The organism is Aeromonas sp. s2 (assembly GCF_040907935.1).
GTDB lineage: Bacteria > Pseudomonadota > Gammaproteobacteria > Enterobacterales > Aeromonadaceae > Aeromonas > Aeromonas dhakensis.
This window is the reverse complement of sequence record NZ_JBFOCR010000018.1, coordinates 159,884-182,888: the sequence shown is the minus strand read 5'-3', so window position 1 is coordinate 182,888 and position 23,005 is coordinate 159,884. Positions and strand designations below refer to the sequence as shown.

General features: G+C 65.5%; 20 protein-coding genes. 11 read left to right on the top strand and 9 right to left on the bottom strand.

Translation table 11 applies throughout. The annotated features are described in order from the left end of the window. Positions 1–80 precede the first annotated feature (80 nt). Positions 81–1,523 carry a RimK family protein gene (locus AB5Y81_RS15205; RefSeq protein WP_267996394.1) on the top strand — a complete coding sequence of 481 codons (1,443 nt, stop codon included), beginning with the start codon at positions 81–83 and terminating at the stop codon, positions 1,521–1,523. Positions 1,524–1,547: 24 nt separating this feature from the next. Beyond that, complete coding sequence (locus AB5Y81_RS15200; protein ID WP_010635289.1) at positions 1,548–2,075, top strand: MgtC/SapB family protein; 528 nt, start codon at positions 1,548–1,550, stop codon at positions 2,073–2,075. A gap of 50 nt (positions 2,076–2,125) precedes the next feature. On the opposite strand, the gene AB5Y81_RS15195 is transcribed toward AB5Y81_RS15200, so the two are convergent. The 3 genes from AB5Y81_RS15195 to AB5Y81_RS15185 all read right to left on the bottom strand — a co-directional run bounded on the left by AB5Y81_RS15195 (position 2,126) and on the right by AB5Y81_RS15185 (position 6,341). Further along, positions 2,126–3,745 (bottom strand): alpha-amylase family glycosyl hydrolase, encoded by a 1,620-nt coding sequence (locus tag AB5Y81_RS15195; protein WP_368146723.1) that lies wholly within the window; start codon positions 3,743–3,745, stop codon positions 2,126–2,128. A 125-nt stretch (positions 3,746–3,870) separates the two neighbouring features. Next, a complete protein-coding gene (locus AB5Y81_RS15190) occupies positions 3,871–5,838 on the bottom strand; it encodes a TonB-dependent copper receptor (protein WP_368146721.1) in 1,968 nt (655 codons plus the stop codon). 245 nt (positions 5,839–6,083) lie between these two features. Beyond that, complete coding sequence (locus AB5Y81_RS15185; protein ID WP_010635292.1) at positions 6,084–6,341, bottom strand: DUF2442 domain-containing protein; 258 nt, start codon at positions 6,339–6,341, stop codon at positions 6,084–6,086. A gap of 259 nt (positions 6,342–6,600) precedes the next feature. Here AB5Y81_RS15185 and AB5Y81_RS15180 point away from each other — a divergent pair, with 259 nt between their 5' ends. Beyond that, positions 6,601–8,565 (top strand): LTA synthase family protein, encoded by a 1,965-nt coding sequence (locus AB5Y81_RS15180; RefSeq protein WP_279484950.1) that lies wholly within the window; start codon positions 6,601–6,603, stop codon positions 8,563–8,565. A 57-nt stretch (positions 8,566–8,622) separates the two neighbouring features. On the opposite strand, the gene AB5Y81_RS15175 is transcribed toward AB5Y81_RS15180, so the two are convergent. After that, a complete protein-coding gene (locus AB5Y81_RS15175; protein ID WP_005308292.1) occupies positions 8,623–9,093 on the bottom strand; it encodes an Lrp/AsnC family transcriptional regulator in 471 nt (156 codons plus the stop codon). A 149-nt stretch (positions 9,094–9,242) separates the two neighbouring features. Between AB5Y81_RS15175 and AB5Y81_RS15170 the strand changes: the two genes are divergently transcribed. After that, complete coding sequence (locus AB5Y81_RS15170) at positions 9,243–9,761, top strand: cyclin-dependent kinase inhibitor 3 family protein (RefSeq protein ID WP_024942149.1); 519 nt, start codon at positions 9,243–9,245, stop codon at positions 9,759–9,761. Here the strand turns inward: AB5Y81_RS15170 and metA are convergent, their stop codons facing one another. After that, complete coding sequence (gene metA / locus AB5Y81_RS15165) at positions 9,762–10,709, bottom strand: homoserine O-succinyltransferase (protein ID WP_005308287.1); 948 nt, start codon at positions 10,707–10,709, stop codon at positions 9,762–9,764. A gap of 144 nt (positions 10,710–10,853) precedes the next feature. Here metA and AB5Y81_RS15160 point away from each other — a divergent pair, with 144 nt between their 5' ends. Together AB5Y81_RS15160 and AB5Y81_RS15155 are read left to right on the top strand one after the other, a co-directional pair. After that, positions 10,854–12,092: an HD-GYP domain-containing protein gene (locus tag AB5Y81_RS15160; RefSeq protein WP_005308285.1), complete on the top strand. Its 1,239-nt coding sequence runs from the start codon at positions 10,854–10,856 to the stop codon at positions 12,090–12,092. Positions 12,093–12,150: 58 nt separating this feature from the next. Then, on the top strand, positions 12,151–13,296 hold the full coding sequence (locus AB5Y81_RS15155; protein WP_279484951.1) for a CinA family nicotinamide mononucleotide deamidase-related protein: 1,146 nt from the start codon (positions 12,151–12,153) through the stop codon (positions 13,294–13,296). 35 nt (positions 13,297–13,331) lie between these two features. Here AB5Y81_RS15155 and AB5Y81_RS15150 read toward each other — a convergent pair whose 3' ends face one another. The 3 genes from AB5Y81_RS15150 to AB5Y81_RS15140 all read right to left on the bottom strand — a co-directional run bounded on the left by AB5Y81_RS15150 (position 13,332) and on the right by AB5Y81_RS15140 (position 16,500). Then, entirely contained in the window at positions 13,332–14,426 is a 1,095-nt protein-coding gene (locus tag AB5Y81_RS15150; protein WP_010635297.1) for an ABC transporter permease, read from the bottom strand. 177 nt (positions 14,427–14,603) lie between these two features. Next, positions 14,604–15,533 (bottom strand): ABC transporter ATP-binding protein, encoded by a 930-nt coding sequence (locus AB5Y81_RS15145; RefSeq protein ID WP_279484952.1) that lies wholly within the window; start codon positions 15,531–15,533, stop codon positions 14,604–14,606. Continuing rightward, the gene (locus AB5Y81_RS15140; RefSeq protein ID WP_139726477.1) at positions 15,526–16,500 is read right to left on the bottom strand and encodes an HlyD family secretion protein; all 975 of its coding nucleotides are present in this window, start codon (positions 16,498–16,500) and stop codon (positions 15,526–15,528) included. The genes AB5Y81_RS15145 and AB5Y81_RS15140 overlap by 8 nt, the downstream gene beginning before the upstream one ends. Before the next feature lie 249 nt (positions 16,501–16,749). On the opposite strand from AB5Y81_RS15140, the gene AB5Y81_RS15135 reads away from it, so the two are divergent. The 3 genes from AB5Y81_RS15135 (at position 16,750) to AB5Y81_RS15125 (ending at position 20,473) form a co-directional block, all read left to right on the top strand. Continuing rightward, positions 16,750–18,420, top strand: a complete 1,671-nt coding sequence (locus AB5Y81_RS15135) for a FapA family protein (RefSeq protein ID WP_337077308.1) — start codon at positions 16,750–16,752, stop codon at positions 18,418–18,420. A 111-nt stretch (positions 18,421–18,531) separates the two neighbouring features. After that, entirely contained in the window at positions 18,532–19,341 is an 810-nt protein-coding gene (gene yidA, locus AB5Y81_RS15130; RefSeq protein ID WP_017779779.1) for a sugar-phosphatase, read from the top strand. 361 nt (positions 19,342–19,702) lie between these two features. Then, on the top strand, positions 19,703–20,473 hold the full coding sequence (locus tag AB5Y81_RS15125; RefSeq protein WP_279484953.1) for a gamma-glutamyl-gamma-aminobutyrate hydrolase family protein: 771 nt from the start codon (positions 19,703–19,705) through the stop codon (positions 20,471–20,473). Between the two features lie 9 nt (positions 20,474–20,482). On the opposite strand, the gene AB5Y81_RS15120 is transcribed toward AB5Y81_RS15125, so the two are convergent. Next, complete coding sequence (locus AB5Y81_RS15120) at positions 20,483–20,896, bottom strand: hypothetical protein (protein WP_368146719.1); 414 nt, start codon at positions 20,894–20,896, stop codon at positions 20,483–20,485. 115 nt (positions 20,897–21,011) lie between these two features. Here AB5Y81_RS15120 and AB5Y81_RS15115 point away from each other — a divergent pair, with 115 nt between their 5' ends. Together AB5Y81_RS15115 and AB5Y81_RS15110 are read left to right on the top strand one after the other, a co-directional pair. Further along, a complete protein-coding gene (locus tag AB5Y81_RS15115) occupies positions 21,012–22,538 on the top strand; it encodes a mechanosensitive ion channel family protein (RefSeq protein ID WP_279484954.1) in 1,527 nt (508 codons plus the stop codon). A 41-nt stretch (positions 22,539–22,579) separates the two neighbouring features. Further along, positions 22,580–22,981 (top strand): STY0301 family protein, encoded by a 402-nt coding sequence (locus tag AB5Y81_RS15110; RefSeq protein WP_279484955.1) that lies wholly within the window; start codon positions 22,580–22,582, stop codon positions 22,979–22,981. Positions 22,982–23,005: the final 24 nt, after the last annotated feature.

Sequence of the window (23,005 nt, the reverse complement as noted above, 5' to 3'; positions counted from 1 at the left end):
CCATTGTCGTGCTTGTCGGTGCATCGAAGCCCACTGGGGATCCTGCCGCTTAAGGCAGTTTCATCTGTGGAGCCGAAAAAATGAGTACCTACGTCATCGTCGAAGAGCTGGGCGACTGGCCTTGCCATGCCGATTATCTGCTGACCGCCCGCACCTACCTGCAACACGGGGTGCCTACCACCGGCGGCCGTCCCCGCATCATCAACCTCTGCCGCAATCTGGAGCACCTCGGTGCCGGCTACTACTGCTCGCTGCTGGCCCAGGCCCGCGGCCACCACTGCCTGCCGGGTTTGCAAGCCATCAGCCAGCTGCAACCCCAGCAGCCGCCAGCCAAGCTGTGGCGCAAGCTGCAGGGCTGGCTGGCCCAGCAGAGCGAGGATCGGATCCGGGTGCGCGCCATCTTCGGCCAGTGCGAACAGAGCGAGCTGGCCGGCCTGGCCCGCTACTACTACGGCCTCAGCCAGCTGCCGCTGCAGGAGCTGACCCTCAAGCGCGGCCGCCACGGCTGGTCGGTGCGCCAGCAGCAGAGCCTCTCCCCGTTGGAGCTGAGCCCAAGCGAGCAGACGCTGATGCTGCACCACGCCCAGGCGCTGGTGGGCACAGGTGACGAGGAGCAGGCGGCGCCGCTCTACCAGCTCGCCATCCTGGTCGACCCCAACGACGGCCGTGCCAGCAGCGATGCGCTGGCGCTGGATCGCTTCATCCAGGCCGCTGCGGCCCAGGGGATCCGGGCCGAGATCCTGGCGCCGTCGGCCATCGAGCGGCTGCCGGAGTTCGACACCCTCTGGCTGCGCTCCGAGACCGCGGTGGGCCACTACACCTTCGAATTTGCCCGCCGCGCCGAGCAGCTCAAGATGCCGGTGATCGACAGCTCCCGCGCCATCCTCGCCTGCAGCAACAAGCTCTACCTCTACGAGCTGATGGTGCGCAGCGGCGTGCCCATGCCCCCCACCATGGTGGTGACCCGCCGCGGCCGCCACCACGTAGATGAACTGGTGCAGCGGCTCGGCCTGCCGCTGATGGTGAAGGTGCCCGACGGGGCGCAGGGGCGCGATCTGGCCATGGCCAGCGACGAGCAGCAGCTGGCCCGCCTGCTGGACGAGGGGTTGGGCCGCTCCGCCCTGCTGCTGGTGCAGAGCCGGATCCCCGCCGAGTTTGACTGGCGCATCGGCTTTCTCGACGGCTCGCCGCTGTTTGCCTGCCGCCGCTTCCGCCCCGAGCCCGGCAACCGCATCCGCCGCCGCAAACACCCCCTCGACATGAGCCGCATCGAGGCGCTGCCGCTCAACGAGGTGCCGGAGCGGGTGTTGCAGACCGCCCGCCGCGCCGTTCATCAGCTCGGCAACGGCCTGTTCGGGGTCGATCTGCGCCAGCAGGGGCGTGACTGCGTGCTGCTGGAAATCATCGACAATCCCTGGATACGTGGCGATATTGAGGACAGAGAGGCAAAGGACCTCTACGAGCGCCTCGCCCGGGCCTTCCGCCAGCGGCTGGAGAACCGGGGGCAGAGCGCGGCCGGATAACAAGCATCGAGAGCAGAGGTGGATATGATGACGACTGATTGGTGGGACATAGCGCCCCTTGGCTGGGAGAACATCCTGGTCTGTCTGGTGTGCGGCACCCTGGTGGGGCTGGAGCGGCAGTTGCGCGGCAAGCCGGTCGGCATCCGCACCTCCTCGCTCATCATCCTCGGCACCTACTGTTTTCTCGCCATCGGTGCCGCCGTCAGCCCCCAGAGCGCCGATCAGGCGCGGGTACTGGGCCAGCTCATCACCGGCATCGGCTTTCTCGGCGCCGGGGTGATGATGACCCGGGATGGCCAGGTACTGGGGGTCACCTCCGCCGCCACCGTCTGGATGCTAGCCGCCCTCGGCGCCCTCATCGGCATGCAGATGCTGCACCAGGCGCTGCTGCTCACCGGCGTCACCCTCTCCATCCTGGTGGGGGTGGACTACCTGGAGACCAGCTTCAAAGGCCTGCGCCGCGGCGTGCACAACCGGCTGGAGAGCTGGCGGCACGGCAACGGCCGGGCCGATCCCCATCAGGACGAGCTCGGCAGCGGCATCGAGAAGTAACGTCCCAATGAACAAGGGCTCCATCACGGAGCCCTTGTTGTTTACCAGCCTCAGCGCACCAGCAGGAAGCGACCGGTGAGCGGCGGCAAGTCCACCGTCACGCTGCTGCCGCCGATGGCCAGGCGCTCGCCGCTCTGCAGATCCACCAGGGCGCTGCCACTGCGCAACTTGCTGGCCGGCACCGCGTAGCTCTGGGGCGTGCCGGAGACGTTGAGCAGGTAGACTACTTGCTCCGCCGCCGTCTGCTTGATGTCGCCATAAACGCTGCCCTCGGCCACCAGCTTGACCCGCTCCCCCTGATAGAGGGCTGGGTGGGCGGCACGCAGGGCCAGCAACTGGCTGAGCCACTGTTTCAGCTCGCTCTGCTCGCTGCTCGGCACAAAACCGGTGGCACCTGGCACCTTGCCATCGCTGCGGGCCACGTGATCGTCACAGAGCCCCTGCGCGGCGCAGTCGCCACCCACCTGCTTGGCAAAGCCAGGCACCTCGTCGCCAAACTCCTCGCCGTAGTAGAGGGTAATGGGGCCGGAGCGGGCCGCCAGGAAGCTGAAAGCCGCCTTGTGCCGCTGCCAGTAGTCCGCCGGATTGAAGTTGCCACGCTCCAGCAGATCGCCGAAGCGCACCAGATCGTGGTTGCCCAGCATCAGGTTGGACATGGCGTGGTCCGGGTAGTTTTCCACCTTGTTCCAGCTGGCATCGAGCACGCTGGCCCCCTGCCCGCCCTTGCCGGACTCCTCCACCGCCAGCGCCTGCACCAGGCCGTAGCGCAGCGGGAAGTCGAACGCCGAGGAGAGCGCCGGGTTGTCGCTCGGCCCATACGCCTGGGCGCGGATCTCGTCGGCCCCTTTCCACACTTCGCCCACCAGGTAGCCGAGGGTGCCCCACTGCTGGCCGGCGGCCTTGCGCGCCGCGCTGGCCCGCTCCACCTCGCTGCGAATGGCACGCCAGTCGTCAAGATCGAGCTGATAGGCCTGATCGAGGCGCCAGCCGTCGATGCCGTACTGCTCGACCCAGTAGCGGGCCACCTCCTTGAAGTAGGCCAGGCTCTCGGGCTGGCTGTAATCCACCAGCTGACCGGGATAGCCGGCGCCACCACTCTTGAGGGCGGGCAGCCGCCCCTCGGGCGAGGGCTTGCTCACCCCCACCTTGCCCACGTGGCCGAACACCCCGTCTAGGAAGACGTAGAGACCGCGCTGATGCGCACCGTCCACTAGTTTCTTGAGCTGGGCGTTGCTGCCGAAGTTGGGGTCCACGTTGAAGAAGTCGCAGGCGAAGTAACCGGTGGCATCCAGCCTGTCGTCTCCGCCCTGCCCCGCACAGGAGTCGAACACCGGGGTCAGCCAGATGGCGTTGACGTTGAGGCTCTTGATGTGGTCGAGGCTGTCGATGATCCCCTGCAGATCGCCGTTGTGCTGGGAGGGGCCGTAGCCGACGCCGTAGTTGGCGCTGCCGTCGCCATCGACGAAGGACTCCACCATCACCTGGTAGGTGCGCAGGTTGCAGGCCGGCTGATCATCGCCGTAGCAGGCGCGGCTGGCGGTGGCCGGCGGCGGGTTGGTGACCGGGGGGTGCTGGGGCTCGCTGGAACCGCTCCCGCCTCCGCTGCCGCAAGCCGTCAGTAACAGGGCGGCCCCGATGAGGCCGCCACGACGCAACGTTCCTTGTTTCATTGTTATGTTCCCGCTGTGGTGGTATCGACGCCCAAAGCGCCGCACTGGGGCCATGATAGCGGCCCAGCCCGCACGGGTCTGTGACTGAAAACGTTACCCGATTCAGCCGGTTAGCTAATCCCCGCTCAGAGCACGCCGGCTGAGGCGAAGCGATAGCTTAGGGAGAGCCAGTAAGCACGGCCCGGCTCCGGGATGCGCCCCACCTGCTCGTAGCCCAGCCCGGCCTGACTGGCGTGCACCGACTTGGAGAGGTGCTCGTAGTAGAAGGTGTCGAACAGATTGTCCACCCCGGCCGACAGCTGCCAGCCCGGGTGGAACTGCCAGGCGGCGCTCAGGTTCATGGTGAAGAAGCCCGGGGTCTCCCCCTGATCCTGGCCAGCCACGGTGCCGGCGCCCACATCCACCCGATCCTGGGCGGCCACGGCGCGGCCCAGCAGGGTCAGGTTCCACGCCTCGGCTGGCTGCCAACCCAGCGCCAGCTTGCCATCGAGGGGCGGCATCTGGGCCAGCGGCTTGTTGTCGCTGCGGTTTTCACCGTAGACCACCGCCAGGCCGCCATCGAGACGCCACTGCTCGGCAAACTGCCAGCGCCCCTCCAGCTCGCCGCCGCGGGTCTGGGCGTCGACGTTGCGCACCTTGTTCGACTTGTTGTTGTAGAGCAGATAGTCCTGAATGTCGGCGCTGAACAGGGAGAGGGTCAGGTCCAGATCGCGGCTGCGCAGGGCCAGTCCCGCATCCCACTGGCGGCTGCGCTCGGGGTTGAGGGTGAAGGGCACGCTGTCCTTGCTGCGCTCCCAGTAGTCTGGCGCACGCTTGGCCTGACCCCAGGCCAGGTAGCTCGACCAGGCCGGCGACCACTGGTATTCGTAGCGGCCAAAGCCGCTGTCCAGGGTCAGGGTATCACTGTAGAGGGTCTGATCCCCCGCGCCGTAACGGGTGGTCTCGACCCTGTCCTGCCGGTAGCCCCCCTTGTAGCTGTGGGCCCCCTGCTGGCGGCCCAGCTCGGCAAAGCCCCCCTGCTGCTCGAAACGCAGGGTGCGCTGGCGCGGCTGGCTGGCGTAATCCACCCCGCTGCGGGCCCTGTGCTGATCCCGGTTGGCATCGAACCCGGCGGTCAGCAGCCAGTCGGCCGGCAGGGCGATGTCGTTGGCCCAGCGCCCGCCGGTGTTGCGCCGATCCGGGTTGGAGAGCATCTTCATGCCGCTGTTCGGCCGCAGGCTGAAGTTGTCCATGATGTGGTCGATGTCGTTGTCCCACAGGGTCAGCTCGCTGCGCTGCCAGTGGGTGGTGATCTGCTCCTGCCTGAGCTTGAGGCCGAAGGATTCGCGGTCAAACATGGGGCCGTCCATGGTGCGATCCGCATAGGCGGCGCGGGCGTTGCTGCGCTCGGCGGTGAGTTCGAGCCAGGTGTGCTCGCTGGGCGTCCAGCCAAGCTGGGCGGTGCCGTTCTCGCGCCGATAGAAGGAGCGCACCTTGTCGCCGTGGCCGTCGCGATAGTCATCGCTGTCGGAGTGGGTGAACTGGCCGCGCAGATAGCCCTGCGGCGCCCCCACGGTGGCATCCAGCATCTGGTCGTCGCGCCCGAAGCTGCCATAGAGCGCCGACGCCTCGGCCTTGACGCCGGGGGCGGTGAACTCGGGCCTGTCCCGCTCGAACAGCACGGTCCCCGCCAGCGTCGCCCCCTGCTCGAGGGATTGCGGCCCCTTCAGCACCCGGATCCGGTCGAAGGACTGGGGAAAGACGTAGGCAGTGGGTGGATCCATCCGGCCGCCGCAGCCACCAGCCAGCATGCCGCCATCCATCTGCACGTTGAGGCGGGACATGCCCATCCCCCGCAGCACGGGATCGCCGCCCAGGCCACCCTTGCGCACCATGCTCATGCCGGTGACGTTCTTGAGGTAACCGGCGCCATCGGCCGCCGGCATGGGGGAGCCCGGTTTCTTGGGATCCAGGGTCACCTCCAGGGTGCTGGCGGGGCGACTGGCGACCACCACCATGGGTTCCAGTTGCTGAACCGGCTCTTGGCCGGCGGCGCCGTGACAGGCGAGCCCCCCCACCAGCAGGGCCAGCGGGGTGCGCATATGACAAGCCATACTCTTTCCTTATCTCTCTGTTTATGTTGTTGTTTTAATTCCAATTGCCAAACCATTCAGCTGCTGGAAGGTTTGCAGTCAGGCTGCAAAAAAGGCCTGCGGCGCGGTGGCGGCAAGCCCTGAGAAGCGAAACCAGGCTAGGGTTGGCAAAATGTTGCGCAGGTTTTACCCAAATTGGGTGAGGAAGGCAAACGCTCAAACATTCCCTTTACAGGAATCTTGTGATGGCTCACAAAAACAGGGAGTTAGCTGAAGGCCTCCCGCTCGTCGATGGGCTTGATCAGGTGATAGACCTCGTGAGCCGACAGGGTACAGCCGGCGGGCCACTCCAGCTGATGGTGACGATTGATGAAGACCCGGGCGAAGCGCCGCTCCGAATCCAGCGCCGCGAACAGCGGCTGGGTGCGCCAGGGGGCGAGATCCAGCGCCCCCGTGGTACCGTCCGAGAGCACCACGAACAGGCTCCACCCCTGCAAATATTCCACATCGATAAAAACCGGCATCCCTTCGGCTCCGATTGAGAAAAATCGGCGCCATTATAGATAAGCACCCGCCCTCGCTTTGCAGGCAGGATCACAGTTTTTCCAGTCGTTTCTGCTGTCTGCAACCCTTGTCCGCCATCACAGAAAAATCATAAAACGTGCCAAAAGTTGCGCTTTTGCACGCTCCCGACGCAACCTTTGCCCGCCACCACTGTCATAACCCTGCAATATAAAAACAATGCGCCCGTGGACGGGTGCAAACAGGCTTGTAGGAACAACAATGACCACTATCAGACGATGGCTGGGACCGTTTTGGCCCATCGCCGTTTTTTCATTGATCGCGCTAGTCTCTCTCTCCATCAGCCGGCTCGCGCTCGGCCTCTGGCAGCTGGAACGGGTCGACGCCGTCGCCGGCTGGCAGGAGATGCTGCTGCAGGGCATGCGGGTCGACTTCGCCACCCTCTGCTGGCTGTGGGGCGTGCCCGCCGTGTTCACCCTGCTGCTGGCCGGCCCCCATGCCGTGGGTCATGCCTGGCTGCAGTTCATCCGGGTCTGGCTGACCCTGGGACTCTGGCTGCTGCTCTTCCTGGAGATCTCCACCCCCTCCTTCGTGACCGAGTACGGGGTACGCCCCAACCGCCTCTACGTGGAGTACCTCATCTATCCCAAAGAGGTGTTCGCCATGCTGTGGGCCGGCCGCAAGGGCGAGCTGCTGCTGGCGCTGGTGTTCAGTTGCGCCGTGCTGGCGGGCGGCTGGTGGCTGAGCGGCCGCCTTTTGCGCGGCATCAGCTTCCCGCGCTGGTATCTGCGTCCGGCGTTTGCCCTGCTGATCCTGGCCATCGGTTTTCTCGGTGCCCGCTCCAGCCTGGGTCACCGCGCCCTCAACCCGGCCATGGTGGCATTTGCCAGCGATCCGCTGGTCAATGCGCTCACCGTCAACTCCTCCTACTCCCTCTTCTTCGCCATCAAGCAGATGCGGGCCGAGGAGGATGCCAGCCAGTTCTACGGCGAGTTGCCCCGCCAGCGCATCCTGGACCTGGTACGCCAGGAGAGCGGCCGCGAATCCCATGAGTTCAGCTCCGACACCCTGCCCAGCCAGACCTTCAACGAGGCCAGCTACGGCGGCAAGCCGAAGAACCTGGTGATCCTGCTGCAGGAGAGCCTGGGCGCCCAGTTCGTCGGCTCCCTCGGCGGCCTGCCGCTCACCCCCAACATCGATGCCTTGTCGAAACAGGGTTGGGCATTCGAGCAGCTCTACGCCACCGGCACCCGTTCGGTGCGCGGCATCGAGGCGGTGCTGACCGGCTTCACGCCGACCCCGGCCCAGGCCGTGGTCAAGCTTGGCAAGAGCCAGACCAACTTCTTCACCATCGCCGATCTGCTCAAGCAGCGGGGCTACGACACCAGCTTCATCTACGGCGGCGAGAGTCACTTCGACAACATGCGCAGCTTCTTCCTCGGCAACGGCTTCACCACCATAGTCGAGCAGAAAGACTTCAAGAACCCGGTGTTCGAGGGCTCCTGGGGCGCCTCTGACGAAGACTTGATGGCCAAGGCCGACCAGACCTTCCAGGCCCTGCACAAACAGGGCAAGCCCTTCTTCAGCCTGGTGTTCAGCTCGAGCAACCACGATCCATTCGAGTTTCCCGACGATCGCATCGCCCTCTATGAGCAGCCCAAGCAGACCCGCAACAACGCAGCCAAGTATGCGGACTACGCCATCGGCGAGTTCTTCAAGAAGGCGAAGCAGTCGGACTACTGGCAGGACACCCTGTTCCTAGTCATCGCCGATCACGACAGCCGGGTCAGCGGCGCCAGCCTGGTGCCCATCCCCCGCTTCCACATTCCGGGCGTCATCGTGGGTGACGGCATAGCACCGAGACAGGATCCGCGCATCGTCAGCCAGATCGACATGGCACCGACCCTGCTCTCCCTGATGGGGATCAGCGCCGACTACCCCATGCTTGGCAAGGATCTGACCCGCATGCCCGCCGACTGGCCGGGCCGCGCCATCATGCAGTACGACAAGAACTTCGCCCTGATGCGTGGCAAGGACGTGGTGATCCTGCAGCCGGAACGGGCGCCGGAAGGCTTCATCTATGAGGATGCGACAGAGACGCTCACCCCGGCGCCGCAACCGGCCACCATGAAGGACGCGGCCCTCGGCCTCGCGCTCTGGGGCAGCCTCGCCTACCAGCAGGGGCTCTACCGGACGGCGCCGGATACCCGCACCGTGCTGAACTGAGCGCCATAAAACAAAACCCGCCGATTGGCGGTTTTTTTGTAGGAGACAGGCGGGGCATCAGGTGTTGAGGAAGCAGGGCAGCGAGCGGCTGAACTTGTGCTCGAACACCAGCGAGGTCTCAAGGTGCACCACCTCCTCGCGGGAGGTGAAGTGATCGAACACGAAGTTGCGCAGGTGTTCGGTGTCAGAGACGCACAGATGCACCAGGAAATCATCCTTACCCCCCATGTGGAACAGGCTGATCACCTCGGGCAGCGCCAGGATGGCATCGCGAAACGCATCGATGATCTGGCGGCTGTGGCGAGCCAGCTGCAGCGACACCATGGCCTGGATGTGACCGCCGAGGGCCTGGTAATCCACCTCGCAGTGGGCGCCCTTGAGCACCCCATCCTGCTGCAGCTTGCGCACCCGCTCCAGACAGGTGGACGGAGCCACCCCGACCAGCGCGGCCAGATCCTTGTTGGTCATGCCCGCATCGCGAAACAGATGGGCCAGGATATCCAAATCCAGTTGATCCAGGTTTCTCATCTTTACTCCTTGAACCGCTCAATTTTTTAGACTCTGCCCGTAAACCGGGCTGAACACAACGCAGATTGACATCGGGGCCGCGCCCCCTATGCTTTGGCGCACTCAAAAACCGGCTCACGCCCGCCGCCACTGGCTTCATAAGGAGCTTTATGCACCCCTCCCACCCCTTCTGGAGCCAGGAGGTGCCGCGCCTCGACGGCCAGCTGCTGCTGACCCCCTGCCCCGGCACCCAGCAGGTCGCGTTGCCGCTGGCCCTCGATCAGCTCAGGCTGGCCGGCGCCCGCGCCGTCATCACGCTGATGACTGACGCCGAACTGGCCCGCCTCGAGCTGGCCCACTTGGGCGAGACGGTCGAGCGCGAGGGATTGCGCTGGTTTCACCTGCCCATCGAGGATGACCAGGCCCCAGACGCCACCTTCGAGCTCGCTTGGCAACAGACGCTGCCGCAGCTGCTGGCCCTGCTGCGCGAGGGGCGGCACCTGGCCATCCACTGCAAGGGCGGCAGCGGTCGCACCGGGCTGGTGGCGGCAGCCCTGCTGATGAGCCTGGGCCAGCCCCGACAGGAGGCGATGGCCGCCATCAAGGCTCACAGACCCAAGGCGTTCACCCTGGCCTGCCACCGCCAATGGCTCGACCAGCTGGCCGAGCGGCTGGATCGGTGCGCCTGATTACTTGCCACCCTGGTCGTAGGTGAAGACCTTGCCGATATCCTCCACCCGATAGCTGGTGAGCTGGTAGACGTAGTAGTTGAGCCAGTTGGCAAACAGCAGGTGGCCGTGGCTGCGCCAGCTGGCGCGCGGGGTCTGGCTCGGGTCGTTGTTCGGGTAGTAGTTGACCGGGATGACGGGCTCAAGCCCGGCGGCCAGATCCCGCTGATACTCGCCATCCAGGGTCAGCGCATCGTATTCGGGATGGCCGGTGACAAACACCTGGCGACAATCCTTGGTGGCCGCCAGATAGACTCCCGCCTCTGCTGACTCGGCAAAAATCTGCAGATCCGTGTTGGCGCGGATAAGATCTCCGTCGAAGGCTGCATAACGGGAGTGAGGCGCCACGAATTCGTCGTCAAAACCGCGCAGCAGCGGCTCGTGTTCATCGAGCCGATGGTGGCGATAGACCCCGGAGAGCTTCTCGCCGTGGGTCTGCTTCTCCATGCCGTACAGGGCCTTCAGTGCCGCCTGCACCGCCCAGCAGAGGAACAGGGTGGAGGTGACGTGCTGATGGGACCACTCGATGATCTCGACGACACGCGGCCAGTAGACCACCTCCTCGAACTCCACCAGCCCGAGCGGCGCCCCCGTGATGATCATGCCGTCGTAGTTGTTGCCCCGCACCTGTTCGAAGTCGTGATAGAAGTTTTCCAGGTGCGCCTGGGGGGTGTTCTTCGACTCCCGATCGTCGATGCGCAGCAGATCCACGTCCACCTGCAACGGCGAGTTGGAGAGCATCCGCATCAGCTGGATCTCGGTCTCTATCTTCTTGGGCATCAGGTTGAGGATGAGCACCCGCAGCGGGCGAATGTTCTGGGTGACGGCCCGGGACTCCGTCATCACGAAGATGTTCTCCTGCCCCAGCACTTCGGCGGCGGGTAACTGATCCGGGATCTTGATCGGCATGCTTACTCCCTGTACTGCATCGGTAAATATGTCTGGACATCCAGAAGCCTATAATAAAGCAACTACCCTGTCATCAGATACCTTTTGTATTCACCCCCACCTTTGACTAGCATACGGCTCAATGTGTCTCTCGCATCCAAGACAATGACAGGTATCAAGATTTCAGTAGACCGGCTGCAAGTCGGCAATTACGTCTCTCTGCCACTTGGCTGGCGCGAACACCCCTTCCTGTTTTCCAGCTTCAAACTCAAGAACGAAGAGGAGATCGAGCTCATTCGCCGGCTCGGTCTCAAGCTCGTCACCATCATCCCGGACAAGAGCGATGCACCGCCCAAGCCGCTGAACCAGGTTCAGGCCCAGCCGCAGGAGGCGCCAGACACGGCCCAGCGTCAGGCCGAGATGCAGCAGGAGAAGGAGCGCCGCATCGAGCAGTTGCAGCAGTACCGCCGCGACCTGCAGCAGTGCGAGAAGCAGTTCCAGCAGTCGCTGGCCCAGGTGCGCAACGTGATGGGCAAGATCCAGTCCCGCCCCCTCAACGCCATCGGCGAGGCGCAGGAGCTGATAAACGCCATGACCGAGCAGCTGCTGTCGGTGGACGAGATGGTGCTGCACTTGGTCTCCGACAGCGAGGATGGCAACAACCTCTACTTCCACTCCCTCAACGTCAGCGTGCTCAGCATGCTGCTGGCCAAGGAGTGCAACATGTCGGCCGACGAAATCCGCCGGGTCGGCATGGGGGCCCTGTTCCACGACATCGGCAAGCTGAAGATCCCGAGCCAGATCCTGCGCAAGACCGAGCCTCTCACCAAACCGGAACGCAACCTGATGGCCCAGCACCCGCGCTACGGGCTGGATCTGCTCAACCTGGCCAAGGACTTCCCGGCCGAGGCAAAGGGGATAGTGCTGCACCACCACGAATACCTGGACGGCAGCGGGCCGGAGGGGCTCAAGAAGGGGCAGCTCGACCCGCTGACCCAGATAGTCTCGCTGATCAACGAATACGATAACCTCTGCCACATGCAGGCCAAGGTGCCCTACTCGGCCCTGAGCGGTCTCTACAAGCAGCGCAAGGCCCAGTTCAACCCGGACTACCTCGGCATGCTGATCCGGCTGATGGGGATCTACCCGCCGGGCAGCGTGGTGCAGCTCTCCAACGGGCAGGTGGGGCTGGTGATGTCGGTCAACACCTCTCGCCTGCTCTACCCCTCGGTGCTGGTGTACGATCCGCGCATTCCGCGCCAGGAGGCGGCCATCATCGACCTGCAGCAGGCCGAGCTCTCCATCGCCAAGGTGATCCATCCCAAGCGACTGCCGCCAGCGGTGTTTGAGTACCTCAATCCACGCACCCGCATCAGCTACTACTTCGAACACAACAAGCCCTGATTGACCCGGCCACCTAGGTGGCCACCCCAACCCCACCGCCAGCCCCGAGGAGCCCTTCATGCGCATCGAAATCATCAGCACCGGCGACGAGATAGTGACGGGCCTGGTGGTGGACACCAACGCCGCCTGGCTCAGCGCCCTCCTGCTGGAGCAGGGCTGGCAGGTGCGCCGCCGCGTCACCGTGGGGGACAACCTCAAGGACTTGAAGGTTGTGCTGCAAGAGAGTGCCGCCCGCGCCGAGGTGGTGCTGGTGTGCGGCGGGCTCGGCCCCACCGCCGACGACCTCACCGCCCAGGCGGCGGCCGAGGCCTTCGACCAGCCGCTCACCCTCTTCCCGGACTGGCTCGCCACTATCGAAGCGCGCTACGCCAGCCGCGGCCGACCCATGCCCGCCAGCAACGCCAAGCAGGCCTGGCTGCCGCAGGGGTGCGAGCCCCTCGACAACCCGGTGGGCACAGCCTGTGGCTTCCTGGTGCAGGCGGGCCCGAGCCGGCTCTTCTTCACCCCGGGCGTGCCGTTCGAGTTCAAGCAGATGGTGCGCGAACAGATCTTGCCGCGCCTCAAGGCGATGGCCGGCGCAGAGAGTGACACCGAGCTGCGCCGCTTCTACACGTTTGGCGTCTCGGAGTCGGCCCTCAGCGACATGCTGGATGCCGCCCCCTGGCCCGCCGGCATCGAGCTCGGCTACCGCTCCTCCATGCCCCTCATCGAGCTCAAGCTCATCGGCCACGGAGCCTCGGCGGCGGACATGGACGCCGCCGAGGCTCGGCTGCTCACGGCCATCGAGCCCTGGCTGGTGGGACGGGGAGACGAGGAACCGGCGCGGCAGATCCTGGATCTGTTGGGGGAGAGACCGCTGACGCTGCTGGAAGGTGAGAGCCGGGGCGCCCTGCTGGCCATGTGTCACGAGCACCCGGCCCTGGCGGCCGGCTTCAGCCACACCCTGAGCAGTGACCTGATGCAACTGGCGGCGCCTGCGGCCCCTTTGAGCCTGACCCTGGGCCGGGCAGGCCCGGACGGCGTGCCGCTGCTGCTTTGCGCCGACGGGCAACTGCAAGGCCAGACCCTCAAGGTCAGCCACCCGGATCCCGACAGCGGCCGCCGGATCCTCGCCTTCGCCGCCCTCGACATGCTGCGCCGCCACCTCTTGGGGCTGCCGGTGCTCGGCGACTACCGCACCCTGACCCGCACCGCCAGCCGTTAACAGCCAGCAGCCAGGCTCTCACTCCTCGCGGGGCATCAATCCAGACTCTTCTTGAAGCGATGGGCGGCCAGGGTCAGCACCAGCAGGGTGAAACCCGCCAGCCAGAGCACGTCCGGCAGCAGCTCGGAAAGCTCGCCGCCGCGCAGCACTATGCCCCGGATCAACCGCATGAAGTGGGTAGCCGGCAGCACCTCGGCAATCCACTGAGCCGGCAGCGGCATCCCCTCGTAGGGGAACATGAAGCCCGACAACAGGATTGAGGGCAGCAGGATGAACACCGTCATCTGCATCGCCTGCAGCTGGGTCTGCGCCAGGGTGGAGATGAGCAGCCCCAGGGTCAGGCTGGCGGCGATGAACAGCAGGGTCGCCAGCAGCACCTGGCTCAGGGCGCCGTTGATGGGCACCGCGAAGATGAAGTGGCCAAGGCCAAGGATGATGGCCACCTGGATCAGCCCCACCCCGATATAGGGCAGGATCTTGCCCAGCATCAGCTCCATCGAGCTGACCGGGGTGGTGATGAGCAGCTCCAGATTGCCGCGCTCCCGCTCCCGCACTATGGCCGCCGAGGTGAACATGATCATGGTCATGGTGAGGATCACCCCGAGCAGGCCGGGCACTATGTTGACCGCCGAGCGGCGCGCCGGGTTGAAGTAGAGCACGGTCTCGAAGGTGGGCGGTACCGGCTTGAGGTCGGGCCTCAGATCCGAGAGCGGCATGTTGCGAAGGCCGAGCAGGGCGCCGGCGATCATGGTATCCGAGCCATCCACCAGCCACTGGCCCGCCGTCTCGCCGGCGCTGAGCCGACGACTCAGATCGGCGGGCAGCACCAGCACGGCGCGCACCTCGCCCCGGGTCAGCGCCGCTTCGGCCTGCTGCACCCCGACATATTGCTGCTTGATGTGCACCACCTGGCTCGCCTTCACCGCCTCCACCAACAGCCGGCCCGGCACACTCTGGCTCATGTCTACCAGTCCCACCGGGATCTGGCGTACGTCGGTGTTGATGGCGTAGCCGAACAGCAGCAGCTGGATCAACGGGATCATCACCACCATGCCAAAGGTCAGCCGGTCCCGTGCCAACTGCCTGAGTTCTTTCTGAGTGATAGCCCAGAGCCGTCGCAGACTGTTCATCGATTCCCCCCCACCGGGATCATCACCGCCACCGCACCAAAGGTCAGTCTGTCTCTGGCCAGCTGGCGCAGTTCTTTCTGGGTAATGGCCCAGAGCCGTCGCAGACTGTTCATCGATTCGCTCCTGCAAGCTGGCGAAGTACTTGCCGGGTCATGGCCCAGAGCCCTTGCCAGCCGTTCATGCCCTCGGCTCCTGACCGGTGCAGCTGACGAACACATCCTCGAGGCTCGGCCTGACCAGCGCCAGGCTGGCGCCAGCCAGCGCCGGACAGGCCTGCTGCAGCCAGGCCACCGGCTCCGCCAGCTCCTTGTCCACCAGCACCCGCAGGCGCTGGCCGAGCTGGGCGGCGGAGCGCACCGGCGCCAGTTGCACCAGTTGCTGCTTGAGCAGCCGCAGATCGGCAGCCTGCACCTCCACCACCCGGGTGCTCATGGCATCCATCAGCGTCTGTGGCGCCCCCTGGGCCCGCACCCGGCCCGCCTCCATGATGGCCAGCTGGTGGCAGCGCTCCGCCTCGTCCATGTAGTGGGTGGTGACCAGAATGGTGGTTCCCCCTTCGCTCAAGTCGAACAGCTTCTCCCAGAAATCGCGCCGGTTCTGCGGGTCCACCGCCGAGGTGGGCTCATCGAGCAGCAGCAGCGCCGGCTGGTGGATCACCGCCGCCGCCAGCGCCAGCCGCTGCTTCTGGCCGCCGCTCATGGCACCGGCCCGCTGCCGTGCCAGCGGCGCCAGCTCATAGGTGGCGAGCAGCTCGTGCAGGCGGGCGGCCAGCCCGGCGCCGCCCATGCCGTGGATCCGCCCCATGAACTCCAGGTTCTCCCAGGCGGTCAGCTCGTCATAGAGGGAGAACTTCTGGGTCATGTAGCCGATCCGCCGGCGCAGGGTCTCGGCCTCGCGGGGGATGCTCAGCCCCAGCACTTCCACCTCCCCCGCCGAGGGGGTGAGCAGGCCGGTCAGCATGCGCAGGGTGGTGGACTTGCCGCAGCCGTTGGGGCCGAGAAAGCCGTGGATCTGCCCCTTGGGCACGCAGAGATCCAGCCCGTCCACCGCCAGAAAATTACCGAAGCGGCGGCTCACCCCCAGCGCCCGGATCGCCAGCTCACTCATGACCCTCTCCCTGCGCGGCGGGTTCGGCCTGCAGCGGCAGACCGCTCGGCAGATCCTGCGCCGTCGCTGGCAGATCGATCTCCGCCAGGTAGACCAGCCGGGCCCGATCCCGCTCGTTGAGGGCGTAATAGGGGGTAAAGGCTGGCTCTTTCGAGATCCAGCGCAGCCGGCCGGTGAAGGGCTCGGCCACCCCGTCCACCTGCACCCGCACCGGCTGGCCGACGCCATAGCCGGCGAGGGAGGGCTCGGGCACATAGACCCGGGCATAAGGGGCCTGGTCCGCCTGGATCGCGGCCAGCACGGCACCGACCGCCACCCGCTCGCCGAGGTGATAGGGCAGGCTGTCGAGCCGGCCGCTGCGGGTGGCGACGATGGAGAGATCCGCCAGCTCCCGTTCGGCCAGCGCCACCTCGGCGGTGGCGGCCTGCAGCGCGGCGTGCGCCTCGTCGATATCTTCGCGCCGCACGCCCCGCGTCAGCTTGTCGAGCTGCTGGCGCGCGCCGTCCTGTTCGGCCAGGGCGCTGTCGCGCTGGGCACGGGCCTTGTCGAGATCCGCCGGGCTCACCAGCTTCTGGCGCACCAGCCGGTCGACCCGCTCGAAGTTGCGCTCGCTCTCCCTGACGGCGGCCTGCGCCTTGTCGAGGCTGGCCCTGGCGGCAGCGATGTCTTCCGGCCGCTCGCCATTGGTCAACCGGGCGAGAGCGGCCCGTGCCTGGGCCTCCCGCGCCCGCGCCTGGGCCAGCACCGCCTGCTGGCGCCGATCGTCGAGGCGGGCCAGCAGGGTACCCTCCTGCACCTGGCTGCCCTCCGCCACCGGCAGGGCGCGGATGATCTCGCCGGCGGTGGCGGTGAGCAGCACCCGATCCCGCTCCAGGGTGCCGAGGGCGGTGGCGGGGGCCTGCGGCTGGCAGGCACTGAGCAGGCCCGTCAGGGCCAGAGGCAGCAGACAATGACGCAAGGTTGACACTCCTTTCGCGGTGGGCGACGGCCAGTGGTGGCCTGCGGACGGACTCCCGGTGCCGTCAGCATACTCGCTGTTACTTTTCATTTCCTCGCTCCAGTTCACCCATTTGTGCTTAGCTCATTGACCAAAAAGGAGAAATGTCTGGATACTGCAGACCAGCACTATGTTGATGATTAGCATTTTTAACAAGATGCCGATTAACTGGAAACAGGCAGCCGTCCCGACAGGGATGCCAGCGAGGGAAGGGATCCGGTGTTAAGCACAGAGTGGTTACTGTTGTCAGCCGATATGGAATACGCCTGCCTGCGCATCGCGCCGGGGCTGACCAAACCCATCTCGGAAAACGATATCCAGGCCCTGCTGCTGGCCTCCAACTGCCGCCGCTATCAGCCGCTGGCGGAGGGGATCAAGCAGGCCATCAGCCTGCTCAACACCCTGTTCAATGATCCGGCCGCCCCCCTGCCCGGCAACCCGGTGCCCATCGCCCAGCGCCACGATGCCAGCGTCCTGCTGCTGGTGGAGAAGGACCGGATGAGCGCCACCGCCCAGATCACCGCCGACTGGGGCGGCAAATACCTCACCAGCGAACAGCTGGAGCAGGCGATCCAGGCCAGCGAGATCAAGCAGGGGGTGCAGCCCCAGCTCATCGCCGCCGCCGTGCTGGCGGCCAAGGAGGCGACGCCAGGCACCCTGCTCAGGTTGCCGGTGGCGCAGGGCAAGGCCGCCGTCAACGGTCAGGACACCCGCTTCGAGCGGCTGGTGGAGACCCCGGCCGAACGCATTCTCAAGCCTCAGGAACTGGATCACGGCCGGGTCGACATGCGCGACCTCGGCACCATGCTCACCGTCAAGGCCGGTGCCCAGCTGATGCGCCGCCACCCGGCCACCACCGGCGTGCCGGGCTTCACCGTCACCGGCCAGGAGCTGCCCGCCAAACATGGCAAGGAGAGCCCCATGGTGGCCGGCGAAGGCACCTTCATCTCGCCGGATGATCCCAATCTGCTGCTGGCCAGCCGCCCGGGCCTGCCCCGTCAGGAGAAGAACGGCATGAAGGTGGACGACGTGCTGAGCGTCAAGCAGGTGGATATCCGCCACGGCCACATCATCTTCGAGGGGGCGCTGATCGTGGCGGGGGACGTCACCCCCGGCATGAAGGTCAAGACCAGCGGCGACGTGGTGATCGGCGGCTTCGTGGAGGGGGGCTACATCGAATCGGGCGGCACCATCACGGTGCGCAACGGCGTCATCGGCCGCAAGCTGGAGCAGAGCAACGAGTACCTCTGCCACCTCAACGCCCAGGGGGAGATCCACGCCAGCTATGCCCAGTACGCCAAGCTGGAGGCCGGCGGCGACATCCACGTCCTGACCCAGCTCAGCCACAGCTACAGCCGCAGCGGCCAGGACCTCAAGGTGGGCGACAGCGCCATGCGCAAGGGCCACCTGCTGGGGGGCATCAGCATCGCCAATCGCCTCATCATGGCGCCGATCCTGGGGGCCTCGGCCCACAACCAGACCCGGTTGCAGATCCTCGGCGGCTACTTCACCCACAAGGAGCAGGAGCAGGCGCTGCGCCAGCGCAAGCAGGAGTGCCGGGAGCAGCTGGACAAGCTGCAGGATCTGCTGCTCAAGCTCTTGCAGCTGCCGAGCGACAAGCGCAATCCCCAGACCCTGCAGAAGATCAAACTGATCCGGGTCCAGCGCCTCGAGGAGAGCAAGCAGCTCGACGAGCAGCTGGAGGCGGCGCAGGAGGAGCTGCAGAAACTGATGGCGGAGATGGACATCATCGCCACCCAGCACGCCTTCCCCGGGGTCGAGGTGGAGATGGCCCACCACCACTACCGGGTCGACATAGAGCACGGCCCCATCCACTTCGCCATCCGCGAGGATCAGCTGCAGCTGACCCCTTACGAACCCCACAAGTGAGCGCCGCCGCCGTCGTACACCTCCGGCCGTGATCCGGACGGTGAATTTCGCTACACTCCCTCTCCCATTGGCCCCATAGTGCGGGCCAGCCAGACTGCAGGATAGTGAGAGATGTACAAGCTGATCGCATTGGATATGGATGGCACCCTGTTGAACTCCCAGGGCCAGATTTCCCCCCGCACCCATGCGGCCATCGCCGCCGCCCGCGCCAGGGGAGTCACGGTCGTGCTGGCCTCCGGCCGCCCGTTGGAGGGGATGAGCCGCTATCTGGCCGAGCTCGGCCTCACCGGCCAGGATGACTACGTCATCTGCTACAACGGCGCCCTGGTGCAGCAGGTGGCCGATCAGCGCATCATCCGCAGCCAGCTGCTCAGCGGCAGCGACGCCAGCGCCATCGCCGCCCTGGCCGACGAGCTGGGCGTCAACGTGCACGGCTTCTCGGTCAGCCAGGGGCTCATCAGCCCCAGGGTCAGCCCCTACACCGAGCACGAATCCCGCCTCATCGGCATGCCCATCAAACTGCTGGACTTTGCCACCCTGCCCGCCGACGAGCAGATCCTCAAGGTGATGATGATCGATCCCGAGCCGCTGCTCTCCCCGGCCATCGCCAAGCTGCCGGCCGAGCTTTACCAGCGCTATACCGTGGTGCGCAGCGCCCCCTACTTCCTCGAGTTCATGAACAAGCGGAGCAACAAGGGGACCGGCGTTGCCGCTCTGGCCGAGCACCTGGGGCTGGATGCCTCCCAGGTTATCGCGGTGGGGGATGCGGGCAACGATCACCACATGATCGAGTACGCCGGGCTGGGGGTAGCGATGGGCAATGCCACCGACGACATCAAGGCGCTGGCCCAGCACACCACGGGGCGCAACGATGAAGACGGGGTCGCCCAGGTGATCGAGCATTTCATCCTGAACGCCTGAGTCGACAAGGGGCCTGCGGGCCCCTTTTGCTGTCTGGGTCTGTCTGGCTACGGGGCCACATGTTTAATATATCCACCACGACAATACCCTTCCCTCGCTTCCCCTTCGCTACAGCCCCCTTTTAATGGGACTCAAGCCAGCCGAGCGCAGAATATATTTAACATTTTGGCATCATTTCGTTTGACATATTGAACGGCCTTGGCAGACTGGGATCAGGATCCAGGCTGTCGTTGCCCAGGCTGACCGACGATTCTGGTACTGCGGCACGACCCCGATCCCACGACCATGCCTTGAGGCATGCCCTTGCGCCGGCAAGGGTCTGCCCAAGGCGCAGGACCGCTAAGGACAGCCAAGGTGAATCATGACTCGCAGCACCCACACCCCGCGTAAACCCGTCGTACTGATGACCATGGGCGCCCAGCCCCGCAATGGGCACGCCTATCAGGTGATGACCCACAAATACATTCAGCCGCTGGTAGAGATCAGCGGCTGCGTCCCCCTGCTGGTGCCCACCTGCTGCGGCACCGAGGATCTGGCGCAATATCTGGATCTGGCGGATGGGGTCTATCTGAGCGGCGCCGGATCCAACATAGATCCAACCCTCTACGGCCAGGAGAACCTCACCCCGGAGAAGCAGCAAGACAGAGACAGGGATCTGTTCGACATGGCGCTGGTACGCGCCGCCCTCGACCGCGGCCTGCCGATCCTCGGCATCTGCCGCGGCATGCAGGAGATCAACGTGGCGCTGGGGGGAGACATCCACCAGAAGGTCTACAGCGAACCGGGCTATGACGATCATCGGGAGGATGCGGACGATCCGGTGGATGACCAGTATGGTGAGAGCCATCAGGTGACACTGGTGCCGGACAGCTGGCTGGCGGAGCTGATGGGACAGCCATCGATCCCGGTCAACTCGCTGCACGGGCAGGGGATCAAGACCCTGGCCAAGGGACTGGTGCCGCTGGCCCATGCCGAAGACGGGCTGATCGAGGCGATCCACGCCCCCGCACTCTCCCCCTTCCTGCTGGCGGTGCAGTGGCATCCGGAGTGGAAGGCGAGTCAGAACCCTCACTCCATCAAGATCTTCGAGGCCTTTGGCGACGCCTGCCGGACCCGTCTGACCGGCGTCTGACGACGCCGGCTAGTCGCCGAACCTGCGCGCCTTGAGCTTGGGCAGCGCACCGCGAGACGGGCGCAGGGTACGGCACACCTCCATCCCCTTGAGCCCGCGCTGGATGTGATCCGGCGTGTGGCCGAACACCATGCCGTTGCTGCGGTAAAGGGCGTTGTCGTCCAGCTCGAACAGCTCGCCGCCGATCAGCAGCTGTTCGCGGCCGTTGACCGTCTTGCCGCGCTTGAGCGGCAGCGTCATGTCGCTCAGCACCTCGCCGGTGGCGCACCCCTCGCGCCAGCGCGCCTCGTCTGAAAAGGGGGTGATGGCGATCTCGCGCCAGGATCCATCACGAAACTCGACCCGATACTTGTCGGCCAGCTGATCACAACCCACCAGCAGCCAGGCCCCGGCAATCCAGGCCACCTTGCTCCACTTGCGCACGCGCTCCACTCCCTTGTCAGACAGGTGCCCAGCATAAAGAAATTGCCTCGACCCCGCATCCATTTAGCGGATTGAAACCAACTATGCTGGAAATAACCAATGATAAGGGGCTGCTATGTTTGGCGATAACCTCGTTGCGCTACCTACCATGCTGTGGATTGGCGACCACCCGTTCTGGACCCTGCTGACCCTGTTCCTGCTCTTCACCCATTTCCTGCGCAGCCCGGGTCGCCGCCGTGAGCTGGTGAGCGAGCTCAGCTTCGTGATGATAAGCCTGGTGGTGATCCTGCTGATCCAGCTAGAAGGCGGCTGGTTTCGCCTGCCCCTGCCCCGTCACTGGCTGGTGGAGATCTCCAGCCTGCTGGCCGGGCTGGTGCTGGTGAAGATCTGGGGGATCCTGCTGTTCCAGTTTCTGCTGCCCCTGTGCCAGATCCGCATCCCGCGCATCATCGCCGACATCGTCATCACGGTCGGCTACATCGGCTGGTGCCTGTTCCGCCTCTACGCCTCCGGCATGGCCCTCGGCGAGATAGTCACCACCTCCGCCGTCATCACCGCCGTCATCGCCTTCTCCATGCAGGACACCCTGGGCAACCTGCTGGCCGGGGTCTCAATCCAGCTCGACAACTCCATCGCCATCGGCGACTGGCTGCAAGTGGAGACCACCCAGGGCCGGGTGGTGGAGATCAACTGGCGCGCCACCACCATAGAGACCCGCAACTGGGAGACTGTGGTGATCCCCAACAGCCACCTGCTCAAGCAACGTTTCACCGTGCTCGGGCGGCGCCGCGACGCCCCCCTGCAGTGGCGCCGCTGGGTCTGGTTCGACATCACCCTGGACACCCTGCCCACCCAGATCATCGCCCTGGTGGAACACTCACTGCGGGAGACCCGCATCCGCAACGTCTCCGCCAGCCCGCAACCGGACTGCCTGCTGATGAACGTGGAGAACGGCATCGCCCGCTACGCGGTGCGCTACTGGCTCACCGATCTGGCGGTGGACGACCCCACCGACTCGGCGGTGCGCACCCTGATCGATGCCGCCCTGCGCCGCAACGACCGGCGCCTCACCCCGCCCATCTTCAACGTCTTCATGACCTCGGATCAGGATCACAAGGATCAGCGCCACAAGCGCCATACCGCCGAGCGGACCGACACCCTGCGCCGCCTGCCGCTGTTCGCCATGCTGCAGGAGGAGGAGCTGTTGCGGCTGGCGGATCAGGTCAAGTTCGCCCCCTTCGTCAACGGCGATCGGATGCTGAGCCAGGGGGAGATCTCCGGCTGGTTGTTCGTGCTGGTGAAGGGGGATGCCCAGATGCTGGTGGAGGTGGAGGGGCGCGAGCTGCCGCTCGGCACCCTCAATGCCGGCGACTTTTTCGGCGAGTTGAGCCTGCTCACCGGCGAGCCCAGTCCGTTCACGGTGCGGGCCCAGGGGACCGTCGAAACCTATCGCATCAATCAGGCCATGTTCCAGGAGCTGGTGGCCCAGCGTGGCTCCCTGCTCGAGCCGCTCTACAAGGTGTTGAGTGCCCGTCAGCAGGAGCAGCAGGAGCTGCTGGCGCGGGAGGCGGAGGCCATGAAGCAGATCGCCCCGCCACGGGATCTGCTGGACAAACTGATGGCGCTGTTTGGCGGGCGATGACGTAGCATGGGAGTCCATACTTTCCATTCGAGACGTGTTTCATGCTGCTGACCGCGCTGGCCCTGAGCGCCACCCTGCAATTTGACTGCCCCGCCACCATCGAGACCCGCCAACAACTGCTTGGGACAACCCACGGGTGGCAGGCCGTTACCCGCAACGATCTGGGGGAGCAGCACCAGCCTCTTCGCCACCGGCTGGAGAACCTGTCCCTGTTCGACGGCGACCCCGACGAGCGCGCCCAGCTCAAGCCGGACAACGGCGACAGCCACGCCATCCACTACTGGAGCCTGGATCGCCACAATCCACGCCCCTTCTATCTGGTCTGCCACTACCGGGAGACCGCCATCACCCTGCAACAGGCGCTGCCCGCCGGGATTGGCTACTGCCGGGTCAACCAGCCCGCCCCTTACGATCTCCGTGGTCTGATTTGCCGCAGCGAGTGACTGCTTCGGCATGACCGTGTGACG